General features: G+C 57.5%; 15 protein-coding genes. 10 read left to right on the top strand and 5 right to left on the bottom strand.

The genetic code is table 11. From position 1 onward, the window contains the following. Positions 1-108 precede the first annotated feature (108 nt). Positions 109-1,161 carry a patatin-like phospholipase family protein gene (locus tag FU672_RS14195; protein WP_134349587.1) on the top strand — a complete coding sequence of 351 codons (1,053 nt, stop codon included), beginning with the start codon at positions 109-111 and terminating at the stop codon, positions 1,159-1,161. Continuing rightward, on the top strand, positions 1,158-1,940 hold the full coding sequence (locus tag FU672_RS14190; protein ID WP_148243700.1) for a TatD family hydrolase: 783 nt from the start codon (positions 1,158-1,160) through the stop codon (positions 1,938-1,940). The genes FU672_RS14195 and FU672_RS14190 overlap by 4 nt, the downstream gene beginning before the upstream one ends. On the opposite strand, the gene FU672_RS14185 is transcribed toward FU672_RS14190, so the two are convergent. Both FU672_RS14185 and FU672_RS14180 read right to left on the bottom strand, forming a co-directional pair. Beyond that, the gene (locus FU672_RS14185) at positions 1,935-2,795 is read right to left on the bottom strand and encodes a YjjW family glycine radical enzyme activase (protein ID WP_148243699.1); all 861 of its coding nucleotides are present in this window, start codon (positions 2,793-2,795) and stop codon (positions 1,935-1,937) included. The genes FU672_RS14190 and FU672_RS14185 overlap by 6 nt on opposite strands. After that, positions 2,770-4,317, bottom strand: a complete 1,548-nt coding sequence (locus FU672_RS14180; RefSeq protein ID WP_148243698.1) for a YjjI family glycine radical enzyme — start codon at positions 4,315-4,317, stop codon at positions 2,770-2,772. The genes FU672_RS14185 and FU672_RS14180 overlap by 26 nt, the downstream gene beginning before the upstream one ends. A gap of 262 nt (positions 4,318-4,579) precedes the next feature. Here FU672_RS14180 and deoC point away from each other — a divergent pair, with 262 nt between their 5' ends. The 4 genes from deoC (at position 4,580) to deoD (ending at position 8,916) form a co-directional block, all read left to right on the top strand. After that, positions 4,580-5,359, top strand: a complete 780-nt coding sequence (gene deoC, locus FU672_RS14175) for a deoxyribose-phosphate aldolase (protein WP_023310320.1) — start codon at positions 4,580-4,582, stop codon at positions 5,357-5,359. A gap of 109 nt (positions 5,360-5,468) precedes the next feature. Further along, complete coding sequence (gene deoA, locus FU672_RS14170; protein WP_148243697.1) at positions 5,469-6,791, top strand: thymidine phosphorylase; 1,323 nt, start codon at positions 5,469-5,471, stop codon at positions 6,789-6,791. A 53-nt stretch (positions 6,792-6,844) separates the two neighbouring features. After that, the gene (deoB, locus tag FU672_RS14165) at positions 6,845-8,068 is read left to right on the top strand and encodes a phosphopentomutase (RefSeq protein ID WP_148243696.1); all 1,224 of its coding nucleotides are present in this window, start codon (positions 6,845-6,847) and stop codon (positions 8,066-8,068) included. Between the two features lie 125 nt (positions 8,069-8,193). Beyond that, positions 8,194-8,916: a purine-nucleoside phosphorylase gene (deoD, locus tag FU672_RS14160; RefSeq protein ID WP_010427122.1), complete on the top strand. Its 723-nt coding sequence runs from the start codon at positions 8,194-8,196 to the stop codon at positions 8,914-8,916. Positions 8,917-9,001: 85 nt separating this feature from the next. Here the strand turns inward: deoD and lplA are convergent, their stop codons facing one another. Then, the gene (lplA, locus tag FU672_RS14155; protein ID WP_148243695.1) at positions 9,002-10,018 is read right to left on the bottom strand and encodes a lipoate--protein ligase; all 1,017 of its coding nucleotides are present in this window, start codon (positions 10,016-10,018) and stop codon (positions 9,002-9,004) included. Between the two features lie 39 nt (positions 10,019-10,057). After that, positions 10,058-10,702 (bottom strand): YtjB family periplasmic protein, encoded by a 645-nt coding sequence (locus FU672_RS14150; RefSeq protein WP_032643995.1) that lies wholly within the window; start codon positions 10,700-10,702, stop codon positions 10,058-10,060. Positions 10,703-10,819: 117 nt separating this feature from the next. On the opposite strand from FU672_RS14150, the gene serB reads away from it, so the two are divergent. From serB to nadR, 3 genes are all read left to right on the top strand, one after another. Next, the gene (gene serB / locus FU672_RS14145) at positions 10,820-11,788 is read left to right on the top strand and encodes a phosphoserine phosphatase (RefSeq protein WP_148243694.1); all 969 of its coding nucleotides are present in this window, start codon (positions 10,820-10,822) and stop codon (positions 11,786-11,788) included. 74 nt (positions 11,789-11,862) lie between these two features. Then, positions 11,863-13,248, top strand: a complete 1,386-nt coding sequence (gene radA / locus FU672_RS14140; protein WP_126816009.1) for a DNA repair protein RadA — start codon at positions 11,863-11,865, stop codon at positions 13,246-13,248. Positions 13,249-13,283: 35 nt separating this feature from the next. Then, positions 13,284-14,516 (top strand): multifunctional transcriptional regulator/nicotinamide-nucleotide adenylyltransferase/ribosylnicotinamide kinase NadR, encoded by a 1,233-nt coding sequence (gene nadR / locus FU672_RS14135; RefSeq protein ID WP_148243693.1) that lies wholly within the window; start codon positions 13,284-13,286, stop codon positions 14,514-14,516. A gap of 100 nt (positions 14,517-14,616) precedes the next feature. On the opposite strand, the gene FU672_RS14130 is transcribed toward nadR, so the two are convergent. Then, complete coding sequence (locus FU672_RS14130; RefSeq protein WP_148243692.1) at positions 14,617-15,618, bottom strand: zinc-binding alcohol dehydrogenase family protein; 1,002 nt, start codon at positions 15,616-15,618, stop codon at positions 14,617-14,619. A 108-nt stretch (positions 15,619-15,726) separates the two neighbouring features. Between FU672_RS14130 and FU672_RS14125 the strand changes: the two genes are divergently transcribed. Then, complete coding sequence (locus FU672_RS14125; protein ID WP_148243691.1) at positions 15,727-16,626, top strand: LysR family transcriptional regulator; 900 nt, start codon at positions 15,727-15,729, stop codon at positions 16,624-16,626. The last annotated feature ends 31 nt before the right edge of the window (positions 16,627-16,657 follow it).

Here is a 16,657-nt window from a genome sequence, read left to right as displayed (position 1 = left end):
TCCTTCAACAAAAAAAAGCCAGTCACTGTGACTGGCTTTTTCTTATTTGCGTAACAGGTCGGGTGCGTTACTGTGGTGTTATAAAATAATCAAAACAGGAAAGCAGAGGTGGGGCAACGAATTCCCGTTACGCTCGGCAATATTGCGCCGCTGACGTTAAAGCCGTTTCGCGCAGGTCAACTCGCGCTGGTCTGCGAAGGTGGAGGACAGCGCGGCATTTTCACCGCCGGCGTGCTGGATGAATTTATGCGCGCGCAGTTCAACCCGTTTGACCTTTACTTCGGCACGTCTGCCGGGGCGCAGAACCTCTCTGCCTATGTCTGTAACCAGCCTGGCTACGCGCGAAAGGTCATTATGCGCTACACCACGGCGAAAGAATTTTTTAACCCGGTGCGCTTTGTGCGCGGCGGCAACCTGATCGATCTCGACTGGCTGCTGGAGTCGACCTCCAGCCAGATGCCGCTGGCCATGGATACCGCCGCCCGTCTGTTTGATAGCGGCAAAGAATTCTGGATGTGCGCCAGCCGGGGTGATGATTATTCGCCGGGCTATTTTTCTCCTCAGAAGGAGAACTGGCTGGACATCATCCGCGCCTCCAGCGCGATCCCCGGTTTTTATCGTACCGGCGCCCTGCTGGATGGCATTAGTTATCTGGACGGGGGGATCAGTGACGCGGTGCCGGTGCAGGAAGCCGCCCGGCGCGGGGCGAAAACCATTGTGGTGATCCGTACCGTACCGTCGCAAATGTATTACACGCCACAGTGGTTTAAACGGATGGAGCGCTGGTTGGGCGACAGCAGCCTGCAGCCGCTGGTGAACATCGCGAAGCAGCATGAAACCACCTACGGCGCGATGCAGCGCTTCATTGAAAAACCGCCGGGTAAGCTGCGTATTTTTGAAATCTATCCGCCTAAGCCGCTGCTGAGCATGGCCCTGGGCAGCCGCGTCCCTGCGCTGCGCATGGATTACAAAACGGGGCGGCTGTGCGGGCGTTACTTCCTGGCGACGGTAGGGAAAATGCTGGCGGAGCAACCGCCGCTTCATCGGCATAAACGCATTATTATGCCGCCTGCGATTGTCGCCAACGACGCCCTGACGATGCCGCTGGTGGATATTCCGCAGGCGAATGACGCTTTACTGGATAACGAGGATCTGGCGTGACGCACCGCTTTGTCGATACCCACTGCCACTTTGATTTTCCGCCGTTTACGGGGGATGAAGAGCAAAGCATTGTGAAAGCGGCCGAAGCAGGCGTTCAGGCCATCATTGTGCCGTCAGTGGAAGCGGCTTATTTTTCCCGCGTGCTGGATCTTTCTATGCGGCACCCCGCGCTCTATGCCGCGCTTGGCCTGCATCCGATTGTGATTGAGCGGCATCTTGATGAGCATATTGAGAGGCTTGATGAGGTAGTGCAGACCGCAGGAGACAAACTTGTCGCCATCGGTGAGATCGGCCTCGATCTTTATCGCGAGGATCCGCAGTTTGAGCGCCAGCAGACGATCCTCGACGCGCAGCTCAGGCTGGCGAAGCGCCACGATCTGCCGGTGATCCTCCACTCAAGACGCACGCACGATAAGCTGGCGATGCACCTGAAACGCATCGATCTGCCGCGAAAAGGCGTCGTGCATGGTTTCTCCGGCAGCCTGCAGCAGGCGCAGCGTTTTATTGAACTGGGCTATAAAATCGGCGTCGGTGGCACCATCACCTATCCGCGTGCCAGTAAAACCCGGGACGTGATGGCACAGCTGCCGCTGTCGGCGTTCCTGCTGGAAACCGACGCGCCGGATATGCCGCTGAATGGTTTTCAGGGGCGGCCGAATCGCCCGGAACAGGCGGCGCGCGTGTTTACCACCCTGTGTGAACTGCGAAAGGAGCCTGAAGAGGTGATTGCCGACGCGCTGCTTGAGAATACCCGTTCGGTATTTGGCATCACGCTATAGGTAAAGCGCCGGACGGATCACCGTTATCTTCTGTTTTTCCAGCGCCCGCGCCAGCGGTTCAACGTCCTCGGGCGTGGCGCTGCGCCATGATGCTGCCTCACCGTAAACGCCATGCGCATGAAACGCGTTGATGCGCACCGGCACATTCCCAAGGCCGTGGATAAAGGTCGTTAGCGGTTTGAGATGTTCCAGATAATCACACTGCTCCGGAATAACCAGCAGGCGGAGCTCCGTCAAGCGGTGACGATCTGCCAGCCAGCGGATGCTCTGCTTGATCTGCGGGTTCTCGCGTCCGGTCAGGAAGCGGTGATGCTCGTTCCCCCACGCCTTCAGATCCAGCATCGCGCCATCCAGTACCGGCAGCAGCTTTTGCCAGCCGGTTTCGCTTAACAGACCGTTGCTGTCTACCAGACAGGTCAGGTGACGCAGGGCAGGATCGGCTTTGATCGCTGTGAATAGCGTCACTAAAAACGGCAATTGCGTTGTGGCTTCACCGCCGCTCACGGTGATCCCTTCGATAAAGGGTGCGGATTTGCGGACCTGGGTGAGGATCTCTTCCACGCTGAAGCGGTGCGCCATGGGCGTTGCCTGCTGCTGGCACAGGTGCAGACAGGTGTCGCACTGCTGGCAGTCACTCTCCTGCCACCAGACGCGTCCGGCCTGAATGGTCAGCGCGTCGTGCGGGCAGTGGGGCACACAGTCCCCGCAGTCGTTGCAACGGCCAATCGTCCACGGGTTGTGGCAGGTTTTACAGCGCAGGTTGCAGCCCTGCAGGAACAGGGCCAGGCGGCTGCCCGGCCCGTCCACGCAGGAAAAAGGAATCACCTGACTAACTAAAGCGCATCTGCTGTTCATGGCTAATCACGCGCGGCTGACGTTCCAGAATACGGGTATTGCGTGCGGCCTCTTCCCCCAGCCACGTGGTATTGGTACGCGATCCGGCTTCACGGTATTTATCCAGATCCGATAGTCGCACCATATAACCGGTCACGCGGACCAGATCGTTACCCGCTACGTTGGCGGTAAATTCACGCATACCCGCCCTGAACGCGCCCAGGCAAAGCTGAACCACCGCCTGCGGGTTGCGTTTTACCGTCTCATCCAGCGTCAGGATATCGCTTATCCCGGAAGAGTAGTGCTTGTGATGAGGGGCCACGGCCAGCAGATGGCTGATGGGATCCGGCTCGTCGCCGTAGGGCAGACGTGCGCCCGGCGTGGTGCCCGAGTCGGAGCTGATCCCCGACTGCGCGTGAAGCATCGCGTGATGCTGCCAGCCGTGTTTCACCGGCGTGTTTTCGACAAACGCCGCAAGCTGTTCGCTGATGCGATAACCCAGCGCGTTGGCCTGTTCATCCTTTCCGTAGCGTCCCGCTATTCCTGCTTTCTCACAGAGCGCGTTTACCGCCTCCGCCAGACCGTACATGCCAAACATTGGCACAAACCGATCGGCATCAATCAGTCCCTCTTTTACCAGGAAGCTATTCTCAAAGAAGCCAGATTGTTGATACAGAAAATCACAGCGCGCATCGATGATGGCAATTTGCTGCTGGCAGTAGTGCGGGAGCGTGCGGGTAAAGAAGTCGTCAATGGATGTGCTGCGTTCAGCAATGGTTTTGAGGTTAAGGCGCACCAGGGTGCTGCCACCGCCTGCAAGCGGCAGGGAGTTGTAACAACTCACCACGCCATAACGACCTTTTGTGAAAATTTTATCATTCACCGGACCATTGGAAACATGCGGTTTACTGCATTCACATATGTTTTTCGCCACCTCAAGCAGCAAATCGTCTGGGGTGATATCTGGATCGTAGATAAAGGTCAGATTCGGCGAAACCTGCTTCAGCTCTGCATCAGCGCGCAGAATGGCGCGTGTGACGGGCGTATCCGCCGGGCCGATATTGGCGTGCATAAAGGCATCCGGCAGGGTTCTGTCGAGATAGCGCCAGAAACGTTTTATTCGGCTATCGATCTCTTCTTGTGTTAGAATTCTAACATAAGGGTTCAGTATTGCATCCAGCTGGCCCAGATAGACGGGCATTGATGTGACGGACGGAACATGGTGATAAAGGATGGTTAACAGCGAGAGGGCGTCATCAAAGTCTTTCGCCCCTTCCAGCTCCAGCCATTCTGAACCGTTAGCCAGGAATTTTTCATAATCCGGCAGAACGTAGCGCGGTTTGTAAGGGGCATGGCCTTCGAACATGTCGCAGATAAATCCCTCGTCCAGTGCGGCTCGCGCGGCCTCAGGAAGTGCCGGATAAGGCAGGTTGTTTTCCGCTTCCAGCGCCAGAAAATGACGTTTTTGTTCCGGGGTTAACACCGGGCTTGTCACAATGTGCTGGCAACGTTGTTGCAGGGCGTCGGGGCTGGAGTGGGGCATATTCGCTTCCTTGAGTGTTCTGCGGATGATGCACGGATTGTAGGAAGCCAGCCTGTCGGGGCTTTTGATCCGACAGGGGGTATCGCTGCTTTAGTCGACAATTTACGCGCTAAAGTTTGAAGAAGATCTCATTACAGTAATGCAAATTTGTACGCAGTTTTCATTAACTGTGATGAATGTCGAAGTGTGGATGCGGGTGAATGTTAGAATACTCACAGACCCGCAAGGTAAAATTTATACGGCACTGCCGTTGGAGAATGTTATGACCGATTTAACTGCAAGCAGCCTGCGCGCGTTGAAACTGATGGACCTGACCACCCTGAACGATGACGACACCAATGAAAAAGTCATCGCCCTGTGCCATCAGGCGAAAACGCCGGTGGGTAACACCGCAGCCATCTGTATCTACCCGCGCTTTATCCCGATTGCCCGTAAAACGCTGAAAGAGCAGGGCACGCCGGACGTGCGCATTGCAACCGTAACTAACTTCCCGCATGGCAACGATGATATCGAGATTGCGCTGGCAGAAACCCGCGCGGCGATTGCTTACGGCGCAGACGAAGTTGACGTGGTGTTCCCGTACCGCGCGCTGATCGCTGGCAACGAGCAGGTCGGTTTTGACCTGGTGAAAGCCTGTAAAGACGCCTGTGCTGCGGCAAACGTGCTGCTGAAAGTGATCATCGAAACTGGCGAGCTGAAAGAAGAGGCGCTGATTCGTAAAGCATCTGAAATCTCCATCAAAGCCGGTGCAGACTTCATCAAAACCTCTACCGGTAAAGTGCCGGTTAACGCCACTCCGGAAAGCGCGCGCATCATGATGGAAGTGATCCGCGACATGGGCGTATCCAAAACCGTTGGTTTCAAACCCGCGGGCGGCGTGCGTACCGCCGAAGACGCGCAGCAGTTCCTGGCGATTGCCGACGAGCTGTTCGGCGCAGACTGGGCCGATTCCCGTCACTACCGCTTCGGTGCATCCAGCCTGCTGGCCAGCCTGCTGAAGGCGCTGGGTCACGGCGACGGTAAGAGCGCAAGCAGCTACTGATTGCCAGACAATGCCGGATGACGCTTTGCTTATCCGGCCTACAGGATCGTAGGGCGGGTAAGCGTAGCGCCACCCGCCACAATTCCCCCGATTCCGCATGGAGGTTACCGTGTTTCTCGCACAAGAAATTATTCGTAAAAAACGTGATGGTCATGCATTAAGCGACGAAGAGATCCGCTTCTTTATCAACGGCATTCGTGATAACACCGTCTCAGAAGGGCAGATTGCGGCTCTGGCGATGACCATTTTCTTCCACGATATGTCGATGCCTGAGCGCGTGTCGCTGACCATGGCGATGCGAGATTCAGGAACCGTTCTGGACTGGAAGAGCCTTAATTTAAACGGTCCGATTGTGGATAAACACTCCACCGGCGGCGTGGGTGACGTGACGTCTCTGATGCTCGGCCCGATGGTGGCAGCCTGTGGCGGTTACATCCCGATGATCTCCGGACGCGGCCTGGGCCACACCGGCGGTACGCTCGACAAACTGGAAGCCATTCCGGGCTTCGATATCTTCCCGGATGACAACCGCTTCCGCGACATTATTAAAGACGTTGGTGTGGCAATTATCGGCCAGACCAGCTCTCTTGCTCCGGCAGACAAGCGTTTCTACGCGACCCGCGATATCACCGCGACCGTTGACTCCATTCCCCTGATCACCGCCTCTATTCTGGCGAAAAAACTGGCGGAAGGGCTGGACGCGCTGGTGATGGACGTGAAGGTGGGGAGCGGCGCGTTTATGCCGACCTACGAACTTTCTGCAGCGCTGGCCGAAGCGATCGTTGGCGTCTCCAACGGCGCAGGCGTGCGCACCACCGCACTGCTCACCGACATGAACCAGGTGTTGGCCTCCAGCGCCGGTAACGCGGTTGAAGTGCGTGAAGCCGTGCAGTTCCTCACAGGCGAATACCGTAACCCGCGTCTGTTCGACGTCACCATGGCGCTGTGCGTTGAGATGTTAATCTCCGGCAAGCTGGCGAAAGACGACGCCGACGCCCGTGCGAAACTGCAGGCGGTGCTGGACAACGGTAAAGCGGCGGAGATCTTCGGCCGCATGGTTGCGGCGCAAAAAGGCCCGACCGATTTCGTCGAAAACTACGCGAAATACCTGCCAACCGCGACGCTCAGCAAAGCGGTGTATGCCGATAGCGAAGGCTTTGTCTCGGCGATGGACACCCGTGCGCTCGGCATGGCGGTGGTCTCAATGGGCGGCGGCCGTCGTCAGGCATCAGACACCATTGATTACAGCGTCGGCTTTACCGATATGGCCCGTCTGGGCGACAGCGTTGACGGCCAACGTCCGCTGGCGGTGATCCACGCGAAAGACGAAGCCAGCTGGCAGGAAGCGGCAAAAGCGGTGAAAGCGGCCATTACGCTTGACGATACAGCGCCGGAAACCACACCGACTGTCTATCGCCGTATCACTGAATAGCGGTATACTGATCTGATCGATAATTTTTGAAGCACTACGTACGGAGAACAATTATGAAACGTGCATTTATTATGGTGCTGGACTCATTCGGCATCGGCGCAACCGAAGATGCAGAACGTTTTGGTGACGTGGGTTCTGATACCATGGGTCACATCGCGGAAGCCTGTGCGAAAGGCGAAGCGGACAACGGTCGTAAAGGCCCTCTGACTCTACCCAACCTGACCCGCCTCGGGCTGGTGAAAGCGCATGAAGGCTCTACCGGTAAAATCGCAGCCGGTATGGACGCTAACGCGGAAGTCGTGGGTGCCTACGCCTGGGCGCACGAGCTCTCTTCCGGCAAAGACACCCCGTCTGGCCATTGGGAAATCGCCGGTGTACCGGTGCTGTTTGACTGGGGTTATTTCTCCGATCACGAGAACAGCTTCCCGCAGGAGCTGCTGGATAAGCTGGTGAAGCGTGCCAACCTGCCGGGCTACCTCGGTAACTGCCACTCTTCCGGTACCGTGATTCTGGATGAACTTGGCGAAGAGCACATGAAAACCGGCAAGCCGATTTTCTACACCTCTGCTGACTCCGTGTTCCAGATTGCCTGCCACGAAGAGACCTACGGCCTGGATAAACTCTACGAGCTGTGCGAAATCGCCCGCGAAGAGCTGACCGAAGGCGGCTACAACATTGGCCGCGTGATCGCGCGTCCGTTTATCGGCGACAAAGCGGGTAACTTCCAGCGTACCGGCAACCGTCATGACCTGGCCGTTGAGCCACCGGCGCCAACCGTGCTGCAGAAGCTGGTTGAAGAGAAAGACGGCCACGTGGTTTCCGTGGGTAAAATCGCGGATATCTACGCCAACTGCGGTATCACCAAAAAAGTGAAAGCCACCGGTCTGGATGCGCTGTTCGATGCCACCATCAAAGAGATGAAAGAAGCGGGCGACAAGACCATTGTCTTCACCAACTTCGTGGACTTCGACTCCTCCTGGGGCCACCGTCGCGACGTCGCAGGCTATGCGGCCGGTCTGGAACTGTTCGACCGCCGTCTGCCGGAGCTGATGGAGCTGGTGGGTGAAGATGACATTCTGATCCTGACCGCGGACCACGGCTGTGACCCAACCTGGACCGGTACCGACCATACCCGTGAGCACATTCCGGTGCTGGTGTACGGCCCGAAAGTAAAACCGGGATCGCTTGGCCACCGTGAAACCTTCGCGGATATCGGCCAGACCCTGGCGAAATACTTTGGTACGTCTGACATGGACTATGGCAAGGTCATGTTCTAAACGGATTGGGTGCGGCCTGATGCCCTCACCCCGACCCTCTCCCACAGGGAGAGGGAGAACAGAATGTAGGCCGGGTAAGGCGTAGCCGCCACCCGGCAAAAACAACAAGTTAAAAGGAACTGAAGATGGCAACTCCTCACATTAATGCAGAAATGGGTGATTTCGCTGACGTCGTATTGATGCCGGGTGATCCGCTGCGCGCGAAGCACATTGCAGAAACCTTCCTGGAAGACGTGCGTGAAGTGAACAACGTTCGCGGCATGCTGGGCTTCACCGGTACCTATAAAGGTCGCAAAATCTCCGTTATGGGCCACGGTATGGGTATTCCATCCTGCTCTATTTACACCAAAGAGCTGATCACCGATTTCGGCGTGAAGAAAATCATCCGCGTTGGCTCCTGCGGCGCGGTGCGCATGGACGTTAAGCTGCGCGATATCGTTATCGGCATGGGTGCCTGCACCGATTCCAAAGTTAACCGCATGCGTTTCAAAGATCATGACTTCGCTGCCATTGCAGACTTCGGCATGGTGCGTGACGCGGTTGACGCGGCAAAAGCGCTGGGCGTTGAAGCGCGCGTGGGTAACATCTTCTCTGCTGACCTGTTCTATGCACCAGACGGTGGCGAAATGTTCGACGTGATGGAAAAATACGGCATCCTGGGCGTTGAAATGGAAGCGGCGGGTATCTATGGCGTGGCGGCTGAGTTTGGTGCGAAAGCGCTGACCATTTGCACCGTGTCTGACCACATCCGTACCCACGAGCAGACCACTGCTGCCGAGCGTCAGACGACCTTCAACGACATGATCAAAATCGCGCTGGAATCCGTTCTGCTGGGCGATAAAGAGTAAGACCTGTTGTGCCGGGTGGCGGCTTCGCCTGACCCGGCCTACGGTTTTGTAGGCCCGCTAAGCGCAGCGCCAGCGGGCTTTTTTACTAACGCACGGCCTGTGCAATCCACGCCGACATCTCCCGCAGCTCTTTTTCCTGCTCTGGGAAATCCCCAATTAACGCGTCGCATTCCTGCTGCAGCATATCCGCCCGATACAAACAGCCCTGCAAACGTGCCGCGAGGGCTTCCAGCGGTGCCGGGTTCAGGCTATCGGTAAACACCTGCGTGCGGGTGATATGGCCTTTCTCCACGTCAAAATGCAGCTCCACGCCGCCCCAGGTGAAACGCTCGTTCAGTAGGTGCGAAAAAGCGGGAGCCTGACCAAAGTTCCACTCCCAACTGCTCTGACGGGCGAAGGTTTCCGCGAAGTTGGGCAGGTCAGGGGTTTTATCCGGTGATATCACCTCCGCTTCTACGCGCTCGCCGTAGTGGGCAAAGAATGCCTCGCGGATTGCTTCGCAGACCTGCTCGTGCGTAATGCCCGGCAGCAGTTCCACCAGATTTGCCACGCGTCCGCGCACGGAGGTAATCCCTTTAGCCTGCAGTTTTTTCTTGTCCGGATTCAGGTAGTTCGCCAGACGGCTCAGATCAGCGTTCAGCAACAGGGTGCCGTGGTGGAAGCCGCGATCCATCGTTTCGCGGTAGGCGGAGCCGGAGACCTTCCGGTCGCCCTCGGGGGTTTTTACCACCAGATCGTTACGCCCGGAGGCTTCCGCAGTCACGCCAAGTGAGTTGAGCGCATTGAGGACAATCGAGGTAGAGATGGTTTTGTCGTATTCCGGTTTACCCGCCATAAAGGTAAAGCAGGTATTGCCCAGATCGTGAAACACCGCGCCGCCGCCGCTGCTTCGACGTGCCAGACGGACGTTGTCCTCTTCCATACGCCGCGTGTTGCACTCTTTCCACGGATTTTGCGCGCGACCAATCACCACCGTATCGGCGTTACGCCAGAGAAACAGTACGCGCTGGGTAGCGGGCATCTGGCGGAAGATGCACTCTTCTACCGCGAGATTAAACCAGGGATCGTAAGAGTCAGAGATAAGCAGGCGTAACGTCGTCATGGTAAAATTCCTTTTCCGAATCGTTCGCCCACTTTATCACTATTCTTTCTTCTCACTCTCTTCGTCTTCGGGGACCGACCGGCTGGCGGTCAGCAGGAACGGGGATTGCTGCCAGCGCGAGCGCTTGCCGCGAAGCAGGGTGCGTGCCAGCACAACGCCGATGGCGAGTGAAAGCAGCAGCATCAGGCGCAGAATATTGGTGGTATTATCGACCTGTTTGGCTTCAGTGGGCAGGGTGTGGGTATCGAGGGTCAGGCGCAGATAGCCCAGTGGGCCATTCTTCCCCTGAATAGGTTCGACGATCTGCTGGTTAAAATAGCCCCCGGCTTTTTTACCGTCCAGCGCCAGCCTGTCGCGCACGTCGACGTGTTCGCCCGCGCGGGCAATCAGGTTGCCTTGCTCATCATAGACACCGGCATCAAGAATGCGGCTGTTCTCCGTGAGCAGGCGTAAAACCTGGCCTATCCGCTTATCGTCCGGCGTTTCGGTACGCATGGACGGCGCGACGTTGAGCGTCACCTGGCGTGCCAGCGTGCGGGCCAGCTCTTCAAACTGCGGGTTGCGTTGCCGTTGATGGTTCTGGCTAAACCACGATGCCCCTTGCATCAGCACCACTAACAGTGCGAGACAGGAAAGGACAATCACGGCGCGATGAAGCCGGAATTTCAGTTTTGCGCGAGCCATATTCCACCTGCTGAAAATTTACGGCTTAATGTTGCCAGAAGTGATGGTTACAGGGTAGCCTCATGCGTTATTTTCCCTCTGCAACCTTCCGGCGCGAACGAAACTACAGGAGCTTTAATGCCGAACATTACCTGGTGTGACCTGCCAACGGATGTCTCTTTATGGCCAGGATTGCCGCTCTCTTTAAGTGGCGATGAGGTGATGCCTCTGGATTACCACGCCGGTCGTAGCGGCTGGCTCCTCTACGGACGCGGTCTGGATAAGCAACGCCTGACCCAGTATCAAAGCAAGCTGGGTGCGGCGATGGTCATCGTCGCCGCCTGGTGCGTGGAAGACTACCAGGTTATTCGCCTGGCGGGTTCCCTGACGCAACGCGCAACGCGTCTGGCGCACGACGCCGGGCTGGACGTCGCGCCGCTGGGTAAAATTCCGCACCTGAAAACGCCGGGCCTGCTGGTGATGGATATGGACTCTACCGCCATTCAGATCGAGTGTATTGACGAGATTGCGAAACTGGCGGGCAGCGGCGAGCTGGTTGCGGAAGTTACCGAGCGGGCGATGCGCGGCGAGCTGGACTTCACCGCCAGCCTGCGACAGCGCGTGGCGACCCTGAAAGGGGCCGATGCCAACATTCTGCGCCAGGTGCGCGACGTGCTGCCGCTGATGCCAGGGCTGACGCAGCTGGTGCTGAAGCTGCAGTCCCTCGGCTGGAAAGTGGCGATTGCCTCGGGTGGCTTCACCTTCTTCGCGGATTACCTGCGGGAAAAACTGCATCTGACCACCGTGGTCGCCAACGAACTGGAGATTATGGATGGCAAGCTGACCGGCCAGGTAATCGGCGATATTGTGGATGCCCAGTACAAAGCCAATACACTGACGCGTCTGGCGGAAAAATACGACATTCCGGTCGTCCAGACCGTCGCCATCGGGGATGGCGCCAACGACCTGCCGATGATCAAAGCGGCCGGGCTGGGCATTGCCTACCATGCCAAGCCAAAAGTAAATGAAAAGACGGAAGTCACTATCCGTCATGCCGACCTGATGGGGGTGTTCTGCATTCTCTCCGGCAGCATTAATCAGAAATAACGGTCTGCTTTGTAGGCCGGGTAAGCGTTAGCGCCACCCGGCACGCAGGCCGCACAGAAATAACGAGGTAAACCGTGGCGAAAGCTCCAAAACGCGCATTTGTCTGTAATGAATGTGGTGCGGATTATCCGCGCTGGCAGGGGCAATGCAGCGCCTGTCATGCCTGGAACACCATCACCGAAGTGCGTGGTGTGGCGGCTTCGCCGAGCGTGGCCCGCAATGAACGCCTGAGTGGCTACGCGGGCAATGCCGGAGTGTCGAAAGTACAAAAACTCTCGGACATCAGCCTCGAAGAACTGCCGCGCTTCTCCACCGGGTTCAAAGAGTTTGACCGCGTGCTCGGTGGTGGCGTGGTGCCCGGCAGTGCCATTCTGATCGGCGGTAACCCCGGGGCCGGTAAATCGACGCTGCTGCTGCAAACGCTCTGTAAGCTCGCCGAACAGATGAAAACCCTGTACGTCACGGGTGAAGAATCATTGCAGCAGGTGGCGATGCGTGCCCACCGTCTGGGCCTGCCGACCGGCAACCTGAACATGCTCTCCGAAACCAGCATCGAGCAGATCTGCATGATCGCCGAAGAAGAGCAGCCGAAGCTGATGGTGATCGACTCCATCCAGGTGATGCACATGGCGGACATTCAGTCCTCGCCGGGCAGCGTCGCGCAGGTGCGTGAAACCGCAGCCTACCTGACGCGCTTTGCCAAAACGCGCGGCGTGGCGATTGTGATGGTCGGCCATGTGACCAAAGACGGCTCGCTGGCGGGGCCGAAAGTGCTTGAACACTGTATCGACTGCTCCGTGATGCTCGACGGCGACGCGGATTCCCGCTTCCGTACGCTGCGCAGCCATAAAAACCGCTTTGGCGCGGTGAATGAGCTGGGCGTGTTTGCCATGACCGAGCAGGGGCTGCGCGAAGTCAGCAACCCGTCGGCCATCTTCCTGAGTCGGGGAGATGAGATCACCTCCGGCAGTTCGGTGATGGTGTTATGGGAAGGGACGCGTCCGCTGCTCGTTGAAATTCAGGCGCTGGTGGACGTGTCGATGATGGGCAACCCGCGGCGCGTGGCGGTCGGTCTGGAACAGAACCGTCTGGCGATCCTGCTGGCGGTGCTGCACCGTCACGGCGGGCTGCAAATGGCGGATCAGGACGTCTTCGTGAACGTGGTCGGCGGCGTCAAAGTCACTGAGACCAGCGCAGACCTGGCGTTGCTCCTGGCGATGGTTTCCAGCCTGCGTGACAGGCCGCTGCCGCAGGATCTGGTGGTCTTCGGCGAAGTGGGCCTGGCCGGGGAAATCCGCCCGGTGCCGAGCGGCCAGGAGCGTATCTCCGAGGCGGCAAAACACGGTTTCCGTCGGGCGATCGTACCGGCCGCTAACGTGCCGAAAAAAATCCCGGAGGGGATGCAGGTTTTTGGCGTGAAGAAACTCGCAGATGCGTTAAATGTCTTTGACGACTTATAATTACGTATTCGATTTTGCAGGAGGCACCGTAATTTATGTCATCATTTGACTACATCAAGACCGCAATTCGCCAGAAGGGCTGCACGCTGCAGCAGGTGGCGGACGCCAGCGGCATGACCAAAGGCTACCTGAGCCAACTGCTGAACGCCAAAATCAAAAGCCCCAGCGCGCAGAAGCTGGAAGCGCTGCACCGCTTTCTGGGGCTGGAATTCCCGCGTATGCAAAAGAACATCGGCGTGGTGTTCGGTAAGTTTTACCCGCTGCATACCGGGCATATCTATCTGATCCAGCGCGCCTGTAGCCAGGTTGACGAGCTGCACATCATCATGGGCTACGACGAAACCCGCGATCGTCAGCTGTTTGAAGACAGCGCCATGTCGCAGCAGCCCACCGTGCCGGACCGCCTGCGCTGGCTGCTCCAGACGTTTAAATACCAGAAAAATATTCGCATTCATGCCTTTAACGAAGAGGGCATGGAGCCGTATCCGCACGGCTGGGACGTGTGGAGTAACGGCATCAAAGCTTTTATGGAAGAGAAGGGTATTGCGCCGAACTGGATCTACACCTCTGAAGAGTCCGACGCGCCGCAGTTCCGCGAGCATCTGGGTATTGAGACGGTGCTGATCGATCCGAAGCGTACCTTTATGAACATCAGCGGGGCGCAGATCCGCGAAAACCCGTTCCGCTACTGGGATTACGTCCCGACCGAAGTGAAGCCGTTCTTTGTGCGTACCGTTGCGATCCTGGGCGGCGAGTCGAGCGGTAAATCAACCCTGGTCAACAAGCTGGCGAACATCTTCAATACCACCAGCGCGTGGGAGTATGGCCGCGATTATGTCTTCTCGCACCTTGGCGGCGACGAGATGGCACTGCAATATTCCGACTACGACAAAATCGCGCTTGGTCACGCTCAGTATATTGATTTTGCAGTGAAATATGCCAACAAGGTGGCGTTTATCGATACCGACTTCGTCACCACGCAGGCGTTCTGTAAAAAATACGAAGGTCGCGAGCACCCGTTCGTGCAGGCGCTGATTGACGAATACCGCTTTGACCTGGTGATCCTGCTGGAAAACAACACCCCCTGGGTCGCTGATGGCATGCGCAGCCTCGGCAGCTCCGTGGACAGGCGAGAGTTTCAGACCATGCTGGTGGAGATGCTCAATGTGAACAACGTTGAGTTTGTGCATGTGGAAGAGTCGGACTACGACTCCCGCTTCCTGCGCTGCGTCGAGCTGGTGAAGGAGATGATGGGGGAGCAGGGGTAAAAAACTTACCCCTCACCCTAACCCTCTCCCCACAGGGGAGAGGGAACGATTACACCCTCGCCCCTTTGGGGAGAGGGCAGGGGTGAGGGGAACAAACCACTCAATACTCAACCACCACTTTCCCCCGCATATGCCCCTCCAGCACCTTACGGTGCGCCTCGGTAATGCTTTCCACGCTCAGCCCGTGCAGCGTTTCACTCAGCGAACTTTCCACCACGCCGTTATCCACCAGCTTCGCCACCTCATTGAGGATCTCTCCCTGACGCGCCATATCCGGCGTCTGATACATGCTGCGGGTGTACATAAATTCCCAGTGCAGGGCGGCGGATTTGGACTTCAGCTTGTCCTGGTTCAGCGGATGCGCATTCTCAACGATGGAACAGATATGTCCCTGAGGCGCAATCAGTTCGCTGACCGCATCCCAGTGCCCGTCTGTGTCGTTGAGGATGAAAATGTAATCCACAAAGGTGAGCCCCTGTTTCGCCAGTTCACCTTTCAGATCGCGGTAACTTACGACGACATCCGCACCACGATCCCGACACCACTGGGCAGAATCCTCCCGCGATGCAGTGGCGATTATCCTGACTTTGCTGTTGTGTTTTGCAAACGGGATCGCCAGCGATCCCACTCCTCCGGCACCGCCGATGATCAGCAGCGTTTTATCCGCCCCGGCATCCTGAATGTTCAGCCGTTCAAACAGACCTTCCCACGCGGTGAGGGCGGTCAGTGGCAGTGCAGCGGCAGCCGCCCAGCCGAGGTTCGCCGGTTTGTGCCCGACAATCCGCGCATCAATCAGCTGATGTGTGGTGTTGCTGCCCGGGCGGGTGATGTCGCCCGCATACCACACTTCATCCCCCGGTTTGAATCCCGTGACGCCAGCCCCAACGGCTTTGACGATCCCGCTGGCATCCCACCCGAGAATGCGTGGCTCGTTCAGCTCGTTCCTGGCAATGCCCGCATGGACTTTGGTATCGACCGGATTAACGGAGACGGCTTTCACCTCCACCAGCAGATCGTTCTCGCCAGGCTGTGGCATCGGCGGGGTGATTTCAATAAAAGTGGAGGGGTTCGCTGGATTAACGGCAATGGCTTTAACAGACATGGTGTGCTCCTCAATGGAATGCGTTTTGTTGAGGCTAGTCTATTAAGCGGTCAGCTGCATGATAAGATGGACAATCAAGAACTCAGCGTTCGTACAGGATGAACAATCATGTTTAAACAGCTGCAGGATATGGCGCTGTTCGCGCTGGTGGCAGAGATGGGCAGCTTTACCGCTGCCGCTCAGAAGGCCGAACTGCCGAAATCCAGCATCAGCCAGCGCATCAGCCAGCTGGAGCAGCAGGTGGGTATCCGCCTGCTCAATCGCACCACGCGCAGGATCAGCCTGACGTTTGCGGGCGAGCACTATCTGGTGCACTGTCGCGAGATGCTGGCGGCCAGCGAGCGGGCAGAGTACGCCATTCAGCGGCTGCGCGAAAACCCCTGCGGGCGGCTGCGCATCACCTGTCCGGCGGGGATTGGGGCGACGCTGCTGGCGCATATGAATGCCGAGTTCCAGCTTCGCTATCCTGACGTTTCGCTGGATGTGTCGATCTCTGATGACGTGGTGGATCTGGTCGAGTCTGGTTTTGACGTGGCGCTGCGCACCGGCAAGCCGCAGGACTCCTCCCTGATAGGCCGGATGATCGGACACTGCCCGCGCCATATGCTGGCTTCGCCGGACTATCTGGCCCGCCGGGAACCGTTAACGCATCCTCGTCAACTGGTGGAGCACCGCTGCATTACGCACCGGGCGTGGTCGGAGTGGCTTTTGCGAAGCGAGAGCGAGGATTATCGCTATCTGCCGGATAACGCGCACATGACCGATAATCTGGTGTACGCCCGTGAGTGTGCGATTGCCGGTGCGGGGATCACGCTGTTACCTGCTTTTTTACTGGAAGATAAGGTCGAGAAGGGGGCGCTGGTTCAGGTGTTGTCTGAGTGGAACGTCGAAGGAAACGATCTGTGGCTGGCCTACCCGAGCCGTAAGCTGAATTCGCCGGCGCTGATGAGCTATATCGACTTTGCCATGCAGTTTGATGAGGTGAAGCGGTATTACGTGGGTGGGTGATTTTGTACGGCCTGATGCCCTCACCCTGACC

The sequence above is a fragment of the Enterobacter asburiae genome (genome assembly GCF_008080435.1).
In the GTDB taxonomy this organism is placed as follows: Bacteria; Pseudomonadota; Gammaproteobacteria; order Enterobacterales; family Enterobacteriaceae; genus Enterobacter; species Enterobacter asburiae_C.
The sequence above is the reverse complement of the archived record's forward strand: the minus strand, read 5'-3'. Positions and strand labels throughout refer to the sequence as shown.